Annotated in this window: 23 protein-coding genes and 1 tRNA gene; 13 read left to right on the top strand and 11 right to left on the bottom strand. The window is 31.3% G+C overall.

Translation table 11 applies throughout. The annotated features are described in order from the left end of the window. Positions 1-18: 18 nt before the first annotated feature. Entirely contained in the window at positions 19-408 is a 390-nt protein-coding gene (gene gloA, locus AMO19_RS06760) for a lactoylglutathione lyase (RefSeq protein ID WP_075507827.1), read from the bottom strand. A 133-nt stretch (positions 409-541) separates the two neighbouring features. Here gloA and AMO19_RS06765 point away from each other — a divergent pair, with 133 nt between their 5' ends. Beyond that, positions 542-976, top strand: coding sequence for a Tic20 family protein (locus AMO19_RS06765; RefSeq protein WP_075507828.1), 435 nt, complete (start codon positions 542-544; stop codon positions 974-976). A gap of 27 nt (positions 977-1,003) precedes the next feature. On the opposite strand, the gene AMO19_RS06770 is transcribed toward AMO19_RS06765, so the two are convergent. The 4 genes from AMO19_RS06770 to AMO19_RS06785 form a co-directional block, all read right to left on the bottom strand. After that, complete coding sequence (locus AMO19_RS06770) at positions 1,004-1,333, bottom strand: hypothetical protein (RefSeq protein ID WP_075507829.1); 330 nt, start codon at positions 1,331-1,333, stop codon at positions 1,004-1,006. Between the two features lie 7 nt (positions 1,334-1,340). Further along, on the bottom strand, positions 1,341-1,925 hold the full coding sequence (locus AMO19_RS06775) for a hypothetical protein (RefSeq protein ID WP_075507830.1): 585 nt from the start codon (positions 1,923-1,925) through the stop codon (positions 1,341-1,343). Positions 1,926-1,978: 53 nt separating this feature from the next. Continuing rightward, entirely contained in the window at positions 1,979-2,176 is a 198-nt protein-coding gene (locus tag AMO19_RS06780) for a hypothetical protein (RefSeq protein WP_075507831.1), read from the bottom strand. A 74-nt stretch (positions 2,177-2,250) separates the two neighbouring features. Next, positions 2,251-2,337: transfer RNA gene (locus AMO19_RS06785), tRNA-Ser, on the bottom strand. 230 nt (positions 2,338-2,567) lie between these two features. Here AMO19_RS06785 and AMO19_RS06790 point away from each other — a divergent pair. From AMO19_RS06790 to AMO19_RS06820, 8 genes are all read left to right on the top strand, one after another. Beyond that, a complete protein-coding gene (locus AMO19_RS06790) occupies positions 2,568-3,731 on the top strand; it encodes a hypothetical protein (RefSeq protein ID WP_075507832.1) in 1,164 nt (387 codons plus the stop codon). 54 nt (positions 3,732-3,785) lie between these two features. Then, a complete protein-coding gene (locus AMO19_RS06795) occupies positions 3,786-4,091 on the top strand; it encodes a DUF3764 family protein (RefSeq protein ID WP_075507833.1) in 306 nt (101 codons plus the stop codon). Positions 4,092-4,094: 3 nt separating this feature from the next. Then, positions 4,095-4,664: a S41 family peptidase gene (locus tag AMO19_RS06800; RefSeq protein ID WP_075507834.1), complete on the top strand. Its 570-nt coding sequence runs from the start codon at positions 4,095-4,097 to the stop codon at positions 4,662-4,664. An 8-nt stretch (positions 4,665-4,672) separates the two neighbouring features. Next, complete coding sequence (locus AMO19_RS06805) at positions 4,673-4,885, top strand: hypothetical protein (protein ID WP_075439674.1); 213 nt, start codon at positions 4,673-4,675, stop codon at positions 4,883-4,885. Positions 4,886-4,985: 100 nt separating this feature from the next. Next, the gene (locus AMO19_RS06810) at positions 4,986-5,387 is read left to right on the top strand and encodes a hypothetical protein (protein ID WP_075507835.1); all 402 of its coding nucleotides are present in this window, start codon (positions 4,986-4,988) and stop codon (positions 5,385-5,387) included. A gap of 97 nt (positions 5,388-5,484) precedes the next feature. Then, positions 5,485-5,652 (top strand): hypothetical protein, encoded by a 168-nt coding sequence (locus AMO19_RS08575; RefSeq protein WP_179850530.1) that lies wholly within the window; start codon positions 5,485-5,487, stop codon positions 5,650-5,652. A 216-nt stretch (positions 5,653-5,868) separates the two neighbouring features. Next, positions 5,869-6,597 carry a response regulator transcription factor gene (locus AMO19_RS06815; RefSeq protein WP_082302708.1) on the top strand — a complete coding sequence of 243 codons (729 nt, stop codon included), beginning with the start codon at positions 5,869-5,871 and terminating at the stop codon, positions 6,595-6,597. 2 nt (positions 6,598-6,599) lie between these two features. Next, positions 6,600-7,745, top strand: coding sequence for a sensor histidine kinase (locus AMO19_RS06820; RefSeq protein ID WP_257008976.1), 1,146 nt, complete (start codon positions 6,600-6,602; stop codon positions 7,743-7,745). A 53-nt stretch (positions 7,746-7,798) separates the two neighbouring features. Here AMO19_RS06820 and AMO19_RS06825 read toward each other — a convergent pair whose 3' ends face one another. Then, entirely contained in the window at positions 7,799-9,127 is a 1,329-nt protein-coding gene (locus AMO19_RS06825; RefSeq protein WP_075507837.1) for a carbohydrate porin, read from the bottom strand. Positions 9,128-9,477: 350 nt separating this feature from the next. Here AMO19_RS06825 and pstS point away from each other — a divergent pair, with 350 nt between their 5' ends. Beyond that, positions 9,478-10,464, top strand: a complete 987-nt coding sequence (pstS, locus tag AMO19_RS06830) for a phosphate ABC transporter substrate-binding protein PstS (protein WP_075508054.1) — start codon at positions 9,478-9,480, stop codon at positions 10,462-10,464. A gap of 46 nt (positions 10,465-10,510) precedes the next feature. Here the strand turns inward: pstS and chrA are convergent, their stop codons facing one another. The 3 genes from chrA to AMO19_RS06845 are packed head-to-tail and all read right to left on the bottom strand — an operon-like array spanning position 10,511 to position 14,061. After that, positions 10,511-11,737 carry a chromate efflux transporter gene (gene chrA, locus AMO19_RS06835; protein WP_075507838.1) on the bottom strand — a complete coding sequence of 409 codons (1,227 nt, stop codon included), beginning with the start codon at positions 11,735-11,737 and terminating at the stop codon, positions 10,511-10,513. A 30-nt stretch (positions 11,738-11,767) separates the two neighbouring features. Continuing rightward, entirely contained in the window at positions 11,768-13,027 is a 1,260-nt protein-coding gene (gene arsJ / locus AMO19_RS06840) for an organoarsenical effux MFS transporter ArsJ (RefSeq protein ID WP_075507839.1), read from the bottom strand. An 11-nt stretch (positions 13,028-13,038) separates the two neighbouring features. Then, a complete protein-coding gene (locus AMO19_RS06845; protein WP_075507840.1) occupies positions 13,039-14,061 on the bottom strand; it encodes an ArsJ-associated glyceraldehyde-3-phosphate dehydrogenase in 1,023 nt (340 codons plus the stop codon). A 165-nt stretch (positions 14,062-14,226) separates the two neighbouring features. Here AMO19_RS06845 and AMO19_RS06850 point away from each other — a divergent pair, with 165 nt between their 5' ends. Continuing rightward, complete coding sequence (locus tag AMO19_RS06850) at positions 14,227-14,499, top strand: ArsR/SmtB family transcription factor (protein WP_075508055.1); 273 nt, start codon at positions 14,227-14,229, stop codon at positions 14,497-14,499. A gap of 18 nt (positions 14,500-14,517) precedes the next feature. Here AMO19_RS06850 and AMO19_RS06855 read toward each other — a convergent pair whose 3' ends face one another. After that, positions 14,518-14,724 (bottom strand): hypothetical protein, encoded by a 207-nt coding sequence (locus AMO19_RS06855; protein ID WP_075507841.1) that lies wholly within the window; start codon positions 14,722-14,724, stop codon positions 14,518-14,520. 137 nt (positions 14,725-14,861) lie between these two features. Here AMO19_RS06855 and AMO19_RS08310 point away from each other — a divergent pair, with 137 nt between their 5' ends. Together AMO19_RS08310 and AMO19_RS08580 are read left to right on the top strand one after the other, a co-directional pair. After that, positions 14,862-15,110 carry a hypothetical protein gene (locus AMO19_RS08310; RefSeq protein WP_146255936.1) on the top strand — a complete coding sequence of 83 codons (249 nt, stop codon included), beginning with the start codon at positions 14,862-14,864 and terminating at the stop codon, positions 15,108-15,110. 32 nt (positions 15,111-15,142) lie between these two features. Next, positions 15,143-15,292 (top strand): hypothetical protein, encoded by a 150-nt coding sequence (locus AMO19_RS08580; RefSeq protein ID WP_179850531.1) that lies wholly within the window; start codon positions 15,143-15,145, stop codon positions 15,290-15,292. A 35-nt stretch (positions 15,293-15,327) separates the two neighbouring features. Here the strand turns inward: AMO19_RS08580 and AMO19_RS06860 are convergent, their stop codons facing one another. Further along, positions 15,328-15,540, bottom strand: a complete 213-nt coding sequence (locus tag AMO19_RS06860) for a DUF3721 domain-containing protein (protein WP_257008765.1) — start codon at positions 15,538-15,540, stop codon at positions 15,328-15,330. Positions 15,541-15,823 lie beyond the last annotated feature (283 nt).

The raw sequence follows: 15,823 nt of genomic DNA on the forward strand, positions 1-15,823 counted from the left end.
TTAAAAACTTCTGAGCTTTTAATCTCTTTCAATAAGTTCAATTTTATATCCATCAGGATCCTCAATAAAAGCCAAGACAGTAGTACTGTTTTTCATTGTTTTAGGTTTGATTGTAATTTTACAACCATTTTTTTCTAATTCTTGGCAAATTAGATGAATATCTTTTACTCCAATAGCTATATGACCATACTTATCTCCAAGCTCATAGTCTTCAGACTTTTTGTCCCAGTTATAAGTTAATTCAATTACTGAGTTTTCTTTTTCTGAGCCATAACCAACAAATGCCAAAGTGAATTTTCCATGAGGGTAATCCTTTTTTCGTAATAAATTCATTCCTAATCTATTGACGTAGAAATCAATGGATTTATCTAAATCTCCAACCCTCAACATTGTATGTAGGATACGCATTTTGAATTATGAACCTGAATCAATTATCTAATATTTAATAACCATCTGCCAAAGTTGATTTTTTTGAAAGTAAGTCTTTTTAATATGTTCAAAAAATTAGGCTAAAATATAAATACGAAATTTCAATAATATATTGAATCAGATATTCCAAAGACTCTCATCAGTATTTTTGTATACTTTGCCATTAAAGGCATCAATACCTTTTGGATATTTTTTGTTCTATAAATATTCTTTTTTAAAAATACTATTATTACTAACTTTTCCGATAGCAATAATTGAAAAATCTTTGCCTTTTGGTAGCTTTTTATTATTTATAATTTTGTTTGCTGGATTAGTAAGAAATCCAAATATTCCCTATTTCGTTAGATATAATGCATGCCAAGCTTTATTAATTGATATTGCTTTAATAATAATTTCATATCTCTTGAGAATATTTCCCATAGTTGAATTAGGCTCAATAATTTTTATATTTACACTATGTATTTTTATTTATTCGATTTCTCAATGTATTTATGGAGTTGAACCTGAAATTCCCTTAATTAGTAAATCTGCAAGAATGCAAATTTAAAAAGATTTATAGATTTACTGACTTTCGTCAGCACTCATTCAGAATTGATTCCCATCTTTGTTGACTTGCCTTTATTGCTTGCATTGGTGGATTAGCTCCCTCTATTTCAAAGGCTTTAATTAATGATTTATTAGCTAATAGGCCTAATCTTGCGGCTTCTCTTTGCCTAGAACATACTTTTTTTCTTGATCCCTCCTTTAGACTATTTTCGATTTCTTTAAGAATCTGGCTAGCTTCATTCGATTTAGAATAAAAATCATTCATGTACACATCAAGTGCCGTATCAGCAAGGATTCTTACTGGAGAGATTATTGTGACTAAGCACACTATAAAACTTGTAAATACAAATGTTTTCATAAGAATCTTAAGTAAATTTTTTGCCCGATCTCTTCAATACTAAATAAAAGGTTAGAACGCTAATTGTTCCAGATGGGCCTATTAAAATATGCCAAAATTGATCGCCACTAATTGAGAGCTTTGTTCCAAAGAAAGTCGTAAGAAAAATACCAAATATTGGGTAAAGGATAAAAAGCCAATCTTTAAAAACTCTTTGCCAATTAATAATTAGAAGGATACTTATTATTACTTGAAAAAGAAGAGCAATAGATTTATCAAATAAAAAATATGAGATTATTGAACATAAAGAAATACAAAAATTAGTTTTTTGAATAAATTTATTTTTTATAACTGATATCGATAAACATGTTAGACCTAAAGATAGGAAAGAATAAAATAACCAATTAAATAAAGAGGCATGATCTACATAAATCCAAGATGTTTGGGTATGATCTATCATTTCAGAAATCGATGCCAATCCTAAAAAAATAAAACCGAAAGGTATCAATTTGTTCTTGCTTATATGTTTGAATTTATTGAGCGATCTAATACCTAATAGTATTGGAATGATTGCCGCTTGAAAGTGGGCAAATAATAAAATTGAAAAAAACAAAATAAATTCTCAAACTTAATTCATCCTAATTTAAATAAAAGCACAGTTTAGGGTCATCTTAGTAGAGAAATGTACCATTGCCCGATCACTATAATCAATATTGTAAGAACAAAAGGGAAAGCAGGATATCGCGTTTGAAAATTAGCAGGTGGCCAAGGAGACCAAGATATTAATCTTCCTTGCGGTTCACTTGAAATAACTTTTTTTGATTTTTTGGATACTAAATTATCTGTGGCAAATCCTTTACTCATATATCTAAATAAAATTTATCCTAACAAAAACGTTTCAGAAAGGCGTTTATATTATTCGGTTCCCTTTATTTGAACGGAGGGGGTGGGATTCGAACCCACGGTACCCTTGCAGATACGCTAGTTTTCAAGACTAGAGCCTTAAACCACTCGACCACCCCTCCAGCGGGTTATTCAGCTGTATCCGAACTAAATAATTATAGCATAAGAAGGCAGTCATAGTCTAGTAATTGATGTCATAGTAATAGCTTCAACGGGTTTAGAAATATAGGAATTTCATTGAGTACCTCTGACGGGACGAATTGGTATAAAGGTCTATTTCTGGCTATATTTAGGCCACATTAGTAGGCCACGCTAAAAATTAGTTGGCTCTAGTCCCTCCGAACAAACAAAAATGACACTATTTCAAAACAAATTAGAAGCAATTAATAATGAATTAAAAATAGATAAGGTTGGCGTTACTATTCAGAACCGAAGGCAAAGTTTATATCTTAGGGCAATGCTTCCAGATAAATATGACCCTGATTGGACAAAGTTAAAACAACAGCGGATTCCAACTAGATTGACTGCAGAGGATACTAATTTAATTAAGGCCAAAAAACTTGCTCTTAAGTTAAGTAGTCAAAAAATTTCTAGATTATTTATATGGAATGAATGGTTGGCTGACGAAGAAAAACTGGCTGCACAAAAGAAGAGCCTAAAAATTAGTGATATTTATAAAGCCTTTGAAGAAGATTTTTGGAGTGGCGAAGTAGAAATGACTCCTAAGAAAAAAAGAAACTGGAAATCTATTGCTCAATACTTAGCCCCAAGAAATAAACTTACTAAGCCAGACTCAATCAAGTTAGAACATCACAAACTACTTACTGCTGATTACATAATTTCTACTGTCAAAAAGTTTAAAACTGAAAAAACTAGATTCGACATGATGAAATATTGTCTAAGGCTTGCCACCTTTGCAGAGATTCCAGATTTAAAAGAAGTTAAGAAGTTTTCTGAAAAACTTAAATATGAGCCATTAACTAGAGAAGCAAAAGATCCAGAGTTAATGTATAACACCGTTAAAGAATTAAGAAGCCACCCAAGATTCGGCTGGGCTATTGCTGCAATTTTTACTTATGGTTGTCGAGTTAGTGAAGTATGGACTCTTAAACCAGTAGAAGGTCATGTTGCTGAATGTTCTAACAACAATAAAGAAGATGCAAAAATGAAACTTAAATATTGTTATGCACTACCTAAGAGTTATGTAGAAGAATTTGATCTTATGAATGTTCGAAGAAATTTGGAAATGATAGGAGTAGATAATTATGACGCTGAAAAAGCTGCTGCTGAAGGTTATGCAATGGCTAAGTGGTTAAGGGATTATTTTAAAGATAAAAAAGAAAAATTCCAACTTTATGACCTTAGACATTATTGGGGCATTAAATCTACAAAATCTGATCTATCAACTGCAAACGCTGCTGAATCAATGGGACATTCTGTAAAAATTCATCAGGATACTTATTTATCAACTTTTGCATTAAAGGATGCAAGGGAAGTTGCCGCTAAAAAATTATAATATTTACTTGATTGACAGTCGATCTAAAATAAAAGGGAAGTAAGCTCCTTTTTTATGTCTTGTTCAGTTACCTCCGTGTTTACTTTTAAAATTGAAAGTACTTTCGATGAATGGGCTGCAATATTTGATAGTGCAGAAGCAGATAAAAGGCATTCAGAATTTGATATCAAGCCACTTTTTAGAGGAGTAAGTAAGGAAGATCCTCAAAAAGTTATTGTTATTCATCAAGCTCCAGAAGGTAATGTTCAGAAGTTTGTCGAAGCTAATGGTGACTGGATGGCAACCCATAGAGTTGACCTTTCAACAATGGAAGAATCATCTTGGACTTCTTCAGCAAAAACGGAAAGTTGTTGTGATTAACAAATGAAAAGACTTCTATTCCCACTAATATCGGCACTAACCTTATCTACTTCTGTTCAGGCTGGAATATCTGATGAATTACATAAAAAATGTTTAGAAGCACGAGATTATGCAGGTTGCGTGAATACTAATAAAAAATTTTCTCGCAAAAAAGATAAAGAAATATCTGGGATAGGAATAAGGCTCTTTCTTAATAGTGATACTGCTGAATTAACTATTCAATCTGTAATAAATGACTCTCCTGCCGCTTCCGCTGACATTCAACCAAATGATGTAATTATCAAAATAGATGGGAAATCAACTAAAGGAATGGGTATTACAGAGGCTGTTTCTCTCATAAAAGGACCAATAGATAAGCCAATTAAATTAGTCTTATTAAGAATTAATGAGTCAGGTAAAAAGGAAAAAATAAATGTTCGATTAGTAAGAGATACTTTTAAAGTCCCCAACAAAGAATATTTATATGAAGGAGATATGAGAAGGAAACTAGAGTTTTTCTTTCCAGAAAATTTAAAAGAAATTTTTCCAGAAAATGAACTTTCCCCAAATCAAAAAAGAGGAACCTCAATTTAAATTTCCGAATGAAACCCATACTCCTAGTTGAGCTTTTATTAGTTTTAATTACCATAATTTTTGTTTCTCTAAACCCAATTTCTAGAATTTATATTGCTGATTATTTAGAAAAGATATCCTTATTTTTATTTAAAACAGTAAGTGATGAAGATTTAAATCAGTGGTATGAGAAAAAAGATAAATATGAATTACTTGAGGAATCAGGAGGAGCTTCTTATTGATTGACAGTCGACCTAAAATAAGGAGCATTTAGCTATCTTACCCAACTAAATAAAAAACAATTAAAAGCAATTACAAGTGAATTTATCATTTAAAAAAAATATGAAAAAGCTACTGGTTGTATTTATTCTTATTCTTACTTCTTGCAGTACAAAAGATGAATTATCCATTACCCAAGAAGAATTATCCATTACAAAAGATGAAATTTCTATTACGAAAGGTAAATCATCCATTAATGATGAAAAAAAATTATTTTATGTAACTAAAGAAACTGCTGTTCGTCTTTGTGGAGGTAAATCCAGAATAATTGAAAGTGAAAATGAAGAAATAATCAAAATAGAAGTAAAAGATTTTTCAAGTGCTGATAAAGAAAAATTTGTTCAATTTACTCTTGTTGAGACAGATAGAAAAGGGGGTAAATATAGAATTGTTAATTGTTATCCAAATAAAGATCCGAAAAAATCGTTAATTAAAACAATCAAGACTAACTACAAGTTAAATTAGTCTTAGGTTAAATAGATCAAATGAAAATATTTAAATGAGATTTAAAGCTGCTTTAAACTAAATAATCTATAAAAAAAGAGTAGAAATAATTTTTATTATGCATCCAAGCAAAGTAGTTAAAGATCCAAAAATCAACGATACTTATTACGATCCAGATGTTGATAAGCTTTATCAATATGTAAAAATTGGTGACTTTCCGCCAGAATGGGTAGTATCAAATATAGATGAAGATGACGATTATTTTTACGCTTCGATGGGATATTAAATTACATGATCTTCCTTAAAAGTAAATAAGTTTGCTTCTTTAATATGTTTGTGTGAGGAAAATTAAAGAAGCATTTTTATATTAAATAAACAGGTTTAAGGAAAAATTAAAAAGCTAATAAGATCGAATAAAAAATAAGCATTGAATGTAAAGTAAATGTGAAATAATTACATCAAATAAATTTGATTATATAAAATTAATTTGTTGGGTTTTCAAATGGCTATTAAAGATCATAAAAGTTTGCAAGACTCAAAAATTCTTCTTGTAGAGGATGACAAGAGTATTAGGTTGACAGTCAGTGAGACATTGAATAGCGAAGGTTTTAGAGTATTAAGTTTCAAAGATGGTTTAACTGCATTAGACTTTATTAGTAATGATTCTAAAAGTGATGTTGACCTAATAATTCTCGATTTAATGTTGCCAGGGTTAAATGGATTAGAGTTATGCAGAAAAATAAGAAATGAAGAAAATTATACACCCATACTAATTTTGAGTGCTAAAGATAATGAATCAGACAGGGTTCTTGGTTTAGAAGTTGGTGCAGATGATTATTTAACAAAACCTTTTGGTTTAAATGAATTAATTGCTAGATCAAGAGCCTTAATAAGAAGATCTAAACGTAATAAAAAAAGTCTAGAAAACTCAAAAACCGTCATAGAGTTTAATCATATAAAAATGTTTCTGGAAGAATGTAGGGTAACTTCTTTCGATAGAGAAATAACATTATCTCCAAAAGAATTTAAATTATTAGAATTATTTATGAAAAATCCTAAAAGGGTATGGTCAAGAGATTTAATACTTGAAAAAATATGGGAAATTGATTTTATCGGTGATACTAAAACTGTAGATGTGCATGTTAGGTGGCTCAGAGAGAAATTAGAAGAAGATCCCTCAGCTCCAAAGTTTCTTAAAACTGTTAGAGGCTTTGGATATAAGTTTGGATGAAAATGAAAACGCTACAAGAGGTATTAACTTTCTTTTATGAGAAATGGAAAACCAAGGTTAAAGGATTTTCAAAAAATAATAAAAATATTGAATTAACTAAGAACCAAGAAATTTTTGATTTTCCATTTGATAAAGTTAAACCACAGCAAATTTTATCTTGGTTAGATTATTCATCTCAAGGATGGATGATTTTGTCATCTGATCTAACAATAAAATTTATCAATCAGAAAGGTTTATCTCTCATTAAGTTTATTAAATATAAAGATGTTATTGGAAAAGCAATTAATGATATTAATGAGCTCGAAGTACTAAGAAATAAGATTTTATATTCAAGAAAAAAAGATTTCCCAATCAGCCTAGATTGCATTATTTCGGGGGAACCCATTTCTGTAAATATTGTTAGAGCAAGGAAAAAAAATTATTTAATATTGTTGGAGAGTAAATTATCAATTGAATCCATAAAAAAAAGACAGAATCAATTAATCAATGATGTGTCTCATGAACTGAAAACACCTCTTACATCTCTTATTTTGATAGGCGAAAGACTGGAGGCAGTAGTATCAAAGAAAGATAGATATCTTGTTAAAAGACTTAAGAAAGAATCTAAAAGATTAAGAAAAATGGTCGAAGAAACTTTAGAACTTTCTAAGCTAGAAAGTAACGACGCTTTTCAAGAAAATAAAAAAGTATCTATTTCAGATTTAGTTATGGAATCTTGGCAAACCATAAAACCACTTGCAGAAAAAAAAGATGTAAAAATAAATTTACTGATACCAACAAAATATTTTATATCTGGTGATATTGAAAATTTAAAAAGAGCTTTTATAAATATTTTGGACAATGCTATTCGTTATTCCCCAGCTAATGAAGAAATTCAAATTGAAATTTTTAAAAGAGATAGCTCTGTTGTTATAAGAGTTAGAGATAAAGGTATTGGATTAGAAGAAAATGAATTTAATGATATTTTCTCTCGTTTTTATAGAGGTGATCCATCAAGGACAAAATTCAAGAAAAGTGGTAGTGGTTTAGGTCTTTCAATAACAAAAAAAATAATCAACAACAATAAAGGTTTTATAAAGGCTTTTAATCATAAGGATGGTGGAGCAATTTTTGAAACTATCTTTCCTTGTCTTAATACAGATTTATAGGATGGAAAAAAAAGACCTCCAATCTGGAGGTCTTTTGAACATTGTTATTCTGATTAGAATTTGAATGATGTAATTACACCAATCCCAGTATCATCATCACCGGTTTGCTCAACAACATAAACAAATGGAGTAATAGTCATAGCATCGTTTAATGGATAAGAGTAACTAACGTCGTAAGCGTATAGCTCTGTTTGTGAATCCGTGTAACCAGATTTTGTTCCCAATGATGCTGATAGGTTACCCTCACCAAGATCGGAAGAGAGACCTACTACATATTGAGTAGTATTTTCTGAAGATGATTCAGGATTTCCAAATTCAACACCACCGCTTATTGTTGGGAACCCATCTGGAGCATAAGCAGCTGTAGCCCCCCAGTATGAAGCATTATCTTTATCAGAGTAAGCAAGAGTTACAGCATAATTATCTGATGAGTATCCGAGAGCAGCCCCGTAGTAATCAGCTCCTTCCTTAGTGAACATACCTTTTGCAGTTTCACCATCATTTGCTGAAACTCCTATACCTACATCCCATCCATCTCCAAAACTTCTGCCAGCACTAAAAGAAATATCTCCTGATAGATCAACAGAGTTTGCAGCTCCACAATCTCCTAATGCATCAACGATGTTGTTTACTGCACAGGCATTTGGCCAGTTTTTGGAAGCATCCATTGACTCACCAACGGATAATTTCCATTCTCCTACAGGGAAAGTGTAGTTAATATCTTCGATTCTTAAAGCATCTGATGCGGGCTCTCCGAAATCGAGAACTTCACCTACAGTCCTCCCAGTATCACTGTTTGCAGAAGTGATTTGGTTCCCTGATGATATCTCAACGTTTAATTTGTCTTCACCAGTAAAAGATGTATTTAAATCGAATGAGTAATGATAGTGAGCCATAACAGCTTCATCACTATCAGTACCACCATTACTGGAGGCACCGATCAAGAATTCACCTACACCTTTAAAAGTAGTAGTTTCTGAGAAACTGCCAGCTTCAATTCCATTAACACGAGCTTCAAGGCCATCCACTCTTCCTTTCATAATTGCCAACTCAGAACCAAGCTCATCACTTAATCTGTCTATTGCAGCGCCGTTCATTAAGCCTTCACCACCTGCAATTAGATTACTTAATTCAGCAGCAGCTTCTAAACGAGAGACTGAGTTTCCATTGAATTTTGGACTATTTGTAAGATCCTTTAATGAATCGTAAGCCCAATCTCCTGGGAATAAAGTATCTGATTTAAAATCGCCTAAAGATACTAAATCATTAGAATTTGAATAATCACTAAGATCTGTTGAATTGATCTCAGCTGCGTTTATTGCGAAACCTGATGCCAAAGAAATTAAGGCAGGAGCAGCAATTAATTTTTGAAAAAGTTTCATGAACCTCAACACGTAAAAATGGATATAAATCCATATTTATGAGAACGTATTAAGGTTAAGAAAAGGGTAAGAAATAAAGTCAAAAAGAAAGATTTAAATAGACCTTAAACTACCCTTAAATTGAGAAAAAAAAATTACATATTTTTCATGATTGTTTGTATAAATGTTAAAAATCAACCTAAGTTTATTTTTAAATATTTTCAAAACCAAACGAAAAAAGCTCTAATCAAGATTTAGTTTAAGAGAGGGTTAAGAACTAATTAATTAAAAGATAAACTTTTAATTTAGATAGTATTTGTGTTCAAATTAAGTGCTATAAAGATGTTGTCTTTCGTTAATTCATGAAATCAATGAACATAGCTAAGAAAGCTTTGGTCTTTACTTCTGCAGTAGCCATTGCTGCTGGTACAAGTGTTCCTGGTACAAGTGTTTCTGCTAGAACAAGATTAAGTGGTGCTGGAGCATCATTTCCTGCCAAAATCTATACTCGATGGTTTTTTGATTTAGCAAAATCTGGCGGCCCAAGAGTTAATTATCAAGCTGTTGGTTCTGGTTCTGGAAGAAAAGCATTTATTGATCAGACTGTAAACTTCGGTGCTTCTGATGATCCCATGAAAGATAAAGATATAGCAAAAGTTACCAGAGGATTAGTACAGATACCTATGGTTGGTGGAACTATTGCATTTGGTTATAACTACGACTGCAATTTAAAACTTTCCCAAGAGAAAGCAGTACAAGTTGCTATGGGAATGATTAAAGATTGGAAAGAATTAGGTTGTAAACCAGGGAAATTGACTTGGACTCATCGTTCTGATGGATCAGGTACAACAAAAGCTTTCACAAACTCTATGGAAGCGTTTTCAAAAACCTGGACATTAGGGACAGGTAAGTCTGTGAAATGGCCGGGAGGTGTTGGTGCGAAAGGTAATTCTGGTGTCGCTGGAGTTATACAAAACACTCCTGGTGCAATTGGTTATGTTAACCAGTCTTATATAAAAGGTAATGTTAAGGCCGCTGCACTCCAAAATCTTTCTGGAGAATATGTAAAGCCTACAGTTGAAGCAGGAGCAAAAGCTCTTAATGGTATTACTTTAGATGAAAATCTTGCTGGTAAGAACCCTAATCCAACGGCAAAAGGAGCGTACCCTATCGCTTCATTGACATGGATACTCGCCTATGAAGAAGGTAATGGTAGAAACACTAAAGCTATCAAACAAGCCTTTAATACATTGTTAAGTGATGAGTATCAAGATAAAGCTCCATCACTTGGATTTGTTCCTTTGAAAGGCGATATTCTTGAGAAATCAAGAGCTGCTGTAAAAAGAATCGGTAAATAAACCGTAAGACAAACACTTAAAAGGGGGAATTTACTTCCTCATTTTTTTATGCAAACAAATATTTTGATAAACCTAATATTAAAGAAAAAAGAATAATTATGTATGTTGGAACTACTTTTAAAAAAGATAATAGTGTGGAGATTAAAACTATAAAAATAGAGCTAATTAAAAAGAATTTTGATGAAAAACTATCTTCAATTAAATTAAAGCCAGAAAAAATAACTGCTCCAGGAATTGTATTGATTACTCCTTCGATAAAATAATTAACAGATTTAAATCTGTTTTTTATAAAGCCTTTCCCAAAAACAAAAATCAATAAAAAGCTTGGTAAAAAAATTGCAAAAGTTGATATAAATGAATATTTTAAAGCCTCATTAATACCTCCAATTGAAAAACCTGCTTTATATCCAATAAAACTTGTAGTTAATAAGACAGGACCAGGTGTTATCTGGCCAATCATTATGCCATCAATAAATTCATTATTTGTTAACCATCCTTGCGAGACAACATAATCACTCATTAAAGGAATAATTACTAATCCGCCTCCAAATATAAAAAGTCCCGATTTGAAGAAGAAAAAAAACAGATTAAGATAATTTATTAAAAACTTTGAGTTTGTAGAGTGCTTAAAAAAATTATAAAACTTGGCAATATCCAAAAAGATTGAGCTATTTAAAAATGAGGTTGTTGAAAATATAGATAAAGGAACCAAGCTATAAAAAATATTTTTCCATTTCTGTAAGAAAATATTTATCAATCCTGCAATAGTAAGAATTATTATGAGAGGAAATTGAATACTATTATATTTTGCAAATATAAGTAGAAATAAGATTGAGCTAGAGAATAATACTCGATCTAACTTTAATCTTTTTTTTAAAAGAACTAATGAAAATGAAAAAATTATTCCTGCAATAATAGGAGGATTAAAATAAATTAAATCATTTAGAAATTTTGATCCTGAATAAATTTGCCAAAAAAAGCTAAGAACTAATACCGAAAAGAATCCGGGGATAATGAAACTTATACCTGATATCAATCCACCAAGATAACCATTTATTTCAAGACCTATATATATTGCTAATTGAGTAGATATTGGCCCTGGAAGCAATTGACATAATCCAATACCTTTTTCAAAAGATTGGGTTGAGATCAATTTTTTATTATTTATAAGTTCATCTTCGAATAAAGAAATATGAGCATATGGTCCTCCAAAACTGAAAATACCAATTTTTAGAAAAATTTTTGCAAGTTCAATTAAGGATATTTTTGCCATTTAAATATTCTAATTTCTAAAAATTAGTTTTTATGGTGATGATAAGCTTTGTTTGATTGATGGTAATTTAAGACTCGAAATCCAAGATAATAATATTAGAAGTGATGAAAAATAAAGACAATATTGAAGACCAATACTCGGATTTCTCCCAATCATAAATAGTAAGCCAGATAGTAATGTTCCAACTAGTCTTCCTGCAGCATTTGCCATGTAATAGAAGCCAACATTTAAACTGACTTTTTTATTATCAGAGTAGGCCAAAATCATATAAGAATGTGTAGAGGAATTCATTGCAAAAACAAATCCAAAAATAGTAAGTCCTAAAATTATTGCTATCGATGGAGAACTTTCTCTCCATAATGCGACTCCTATCAAAGATGGTATGACCATTAATACGGCACTCCAAAATTGGATAGCTTTACGATCTGGACTTTCTTTCTGGCCCCATATCTTTCTAATTGCTGGAGCCGAAGCCTGAACAATTCCATAACCTATTACCCAGGCCCCAAGAAATAATCCTATTTCCATGTAGTCCCAACCAAATGCAATATCTAGGAATACTGGAAGAGCTACAACAAACCAAACATCTCTTGCTCCAAAAAGAAAGAATCTTGCTGCAGAAAGAATATTTATTGCATTTGATTTTGAAAAAAGATCATTTAAAGCTGGTTTGGTTTTCATCTTGCCAATTTCTCCAGGCAAGATTAATGTCAATAAAAAGGCTAAGCAGAGTCCAAAACCCATAATTCCTACAGCATTATTGAATCCAAATAACTTATATAAAAGTCCACCCAAGAAAAAACCAACTCCCTTAAGAGCATTTTTAGATCCAGTTAAAATAGCAACCCATTTAAAAAGTTGTTTTTGGCCAGTATCATTGCCATCATTTGTCTCTGGAACTACTGTCTTAACAGCACTTTTAGCACTCATTTTGTTTAAATCTTTTGCTATCCCACTGACTGCCTGAGCAACCATAACGTATACGACACTAAATATTACTGGCCAATCCTCCTTAACTGGAATAAGCATGAAAAGAGCAATGATTTGAAGGATAGTCCCAATCCATAAAGTAAGCCTTAAACCATATCTTGCTCCTATCCAACCACCATATAAATTAGTAATTATTCCAAAAAACTCATAAAAAAGGAAAAGTAACGCAATTTGTAGAGTTGTGTAACCTAGCTCATGAAAGTGACCAACAACTAATAATCTTAATGCGCCGTCAGTGAGCGTGAATGCCCAATAGTTTGCTGTTACAACACTATATTGTTGAATATTAGATAACTTCATAAAGACATAAATTAAATCTCTTTTTTGATTACATATTCAGTAAGATCTGCAAGTCTGCAGCTGTAACCCCACTCGTTGTCATACCAAGCGTATATTTTTAATAAATTTGAATTAACAACCATCGTTGATAAACTATCAACTATTGAACTTCTAGAGTCATTTACATAATCTGCAGAAACTAAAGGTCTTTCTTCGTAGCCAAGAATTCCTTTTAAATAAGTTTCTGAAGCTTCTTTAAGTGCCAAATTTACTTGATCAACTGTCACTTCTTTATTTAATTCAAAAACTGCATCTGTTAAAGAACCATTAAGTAGAGGAACTCTTACAGCATGGCCATTTAATTTTCCTTTTAATTCTGGAAAGATCTCAGCGATAGCTTTGGCAGATCCAGTAGTAGTAGGTATTAAACTTTGCATACATCCTCTTGCTCTCCTCAAATCACTTTTATAAAAATCTACAGGAACTTGAGTGTTAGTGACATCGTGAATAGTTGTAATAGCGCCATGTTTAATTGAAAAATTTTCATTTATTACCTTTACTATCGGAGCTAAACAATTTGTAGTGCAGGATGCTGCAGTTACTAATTTATGTTTGGAAGGGTCATAATGACTTTGATTTATGCCATAAACAACATTAAGTGATTCAGCTTCTGCAACAATTCCCTTTACTGGACAAGCTACTATTACTCTTTTCATCCCGAGAGAATCAAAATAGGGATTTAGTTTGTCTGGCTTTTTATTCTTTCCTGTACATTCCAAAATAATATCTACAGAAGATTTTCCCCAAGGAACATCTAGGTAATTTTTAAAAGATGTGTAGGCTAATTTCTTTCCATCAATTATTATTTCTTCTTCTTTGACCTTTATATCTTTCACCCATCTACCATGGACTGAATCGAATTCGAGTAGATGTGCAGCAGCATTCGAATCTCCGGCTATCTCATTAATGTGAGTTATTTCTATATCAGCTCTATCCCATAATGCTCTGAAAACTAATCTCCCAATTCTTCCAAAACCATTAATTCCAATTTTCATAGCTTTGAAATCTCCTATTGAAATTATACATCAAAATATTTTGATGTATCAAGATGGTTTTATTAATGAAATCTTTTTTATTTAAGCTATATTTAGGAGAATTTAATTACTTTAAAATTGTTAAAAGAGAGTAGCAAAGTAAAAAAAGAAAATATATCTAAGTTGATGGTTTCATTTTCTGATCCTTTTAGGCTAGAAATAATTGACCTAATGATGGACGGAGAAGTTTGTGTTTGCGATATTATGAAATTAACTAATTTATCTCAATCAAGAATTTCATATCACATAAAAATTTTGAAGGAAGCTGGTCTTATCTCTGATAGACAAGAAGGTAGATGGGTCTACTACAGCCTAAATAAAGAGTCTCTCTTTTTGATCAAGGAATGGATAACTTCTTTGACAGATCATTCCTCGCATAGAAAACGTTGCTGCGAATAAGTTATACGTTAGATTTTATTAATTAACTTCTGATTCCCTGTCATAAGTCATTCCTGATTGTTCCATCCACTCAGCTTTAGTCTTGCAATTTTGTTTGTGATTAAAGATGTGAAAACCTTCAATAGTAATCATTATGGATAGAAGCAAAACAGGAATAAAAAATACAGGGGAAGATATTACTTCTTTATATTTGATTTGAGCGATGAATTCCCTGTATTTAAACATCCCCTTATTTTTTTATCTAATAAATAATATTCACCTATGGTTAAGTAAAGTTAAAGAAAAAAATTTTGAAGAAATTAAGAGAGGCTATGGAACGAATTGAAAATAATAATATCAATTATGTGGATATTTAATCCGCCGTGTCCGCAACTTCTGAGGCTGGGTTAAATCACCCCTTAATAATAATTAAAAACCTTCACGATCGAAGTCTAATAATGACATATGTTAAAATTAATAGATCTCAGGTAGAGATAAGACTAAGCAATATTGACCAAGCTAAAGAATTTATGAAAAAGATTCTCAACTGCAAGAGTCAAATACTTTCTGATAACCAAGCTGTGTTGATCTATCCAATAGACCAAATTCAAAGAATGCCATTACTTATCTAGCCTGCGTCTATGACCCTAAACAACAAGGAAAAATGAAAAAACTTAACAAAAAATATGCTGAATTATTGCATCAAGCATCCATTGCAACAGGAAGAAAAGAAGCTGTAGGTTTATTGCATAAGGCAACAAAACTTCAAAGTAAATTAGATGAGAAGTCAAAGGTTATAAGTAACTTTGATTGACAGTCGATCTAAACTAAGGAGCAATTAGCTTTTTTTTATTGGTTATGTTTGTGCATATTGCATGGCATCCATTTATCCCCCATTTGATGAGCACCTTCACAATCAAATTTATGAGCTTCTTTTTCAGCCTGTTCTTTTGTATCAAATAACATTGGCATTTTTATTTGTTTTTCGGCTTGTTTATTGGAACAACCCAAAGTAAGAATCATCATGTAAAGAAAAGAAAGAAAAGAAAGAAGGCCTTTCAAAATTAATTTATAAATCTGAAAAAGGTTATTTATGCAGTCAAAGACAATTAACTAAAATAGAAAGAAAAGCTGACATGTTTAGAGATATCGAAGATGCTCTTGAATTTTCTCATCATGAATCTGAAAGTAATTGTTCATGCTGTTAAATTCTGAGCCTAATTAAATATTTTCTGTATTAGTTCTATACAGAAACTGATATTAATTAGATTTTTTCTGAGATTTTTCTTTGAAATTACTTGTCTATATTGATTTTTGTTTATAAAAATGTAGTTATCGGCACAAA

Source organism: Prochlorococcus marinus (genome assembly GCF_001180245.1).
In the GTDB taxonomy this organism is placed as follows: Bacteria; Cyanobacteriota; Cyanobacteriia; order PCC-6307; family Cyanobiaceae; genus Prochlorococcus_A; species Prochlorococcus_A marinus_F.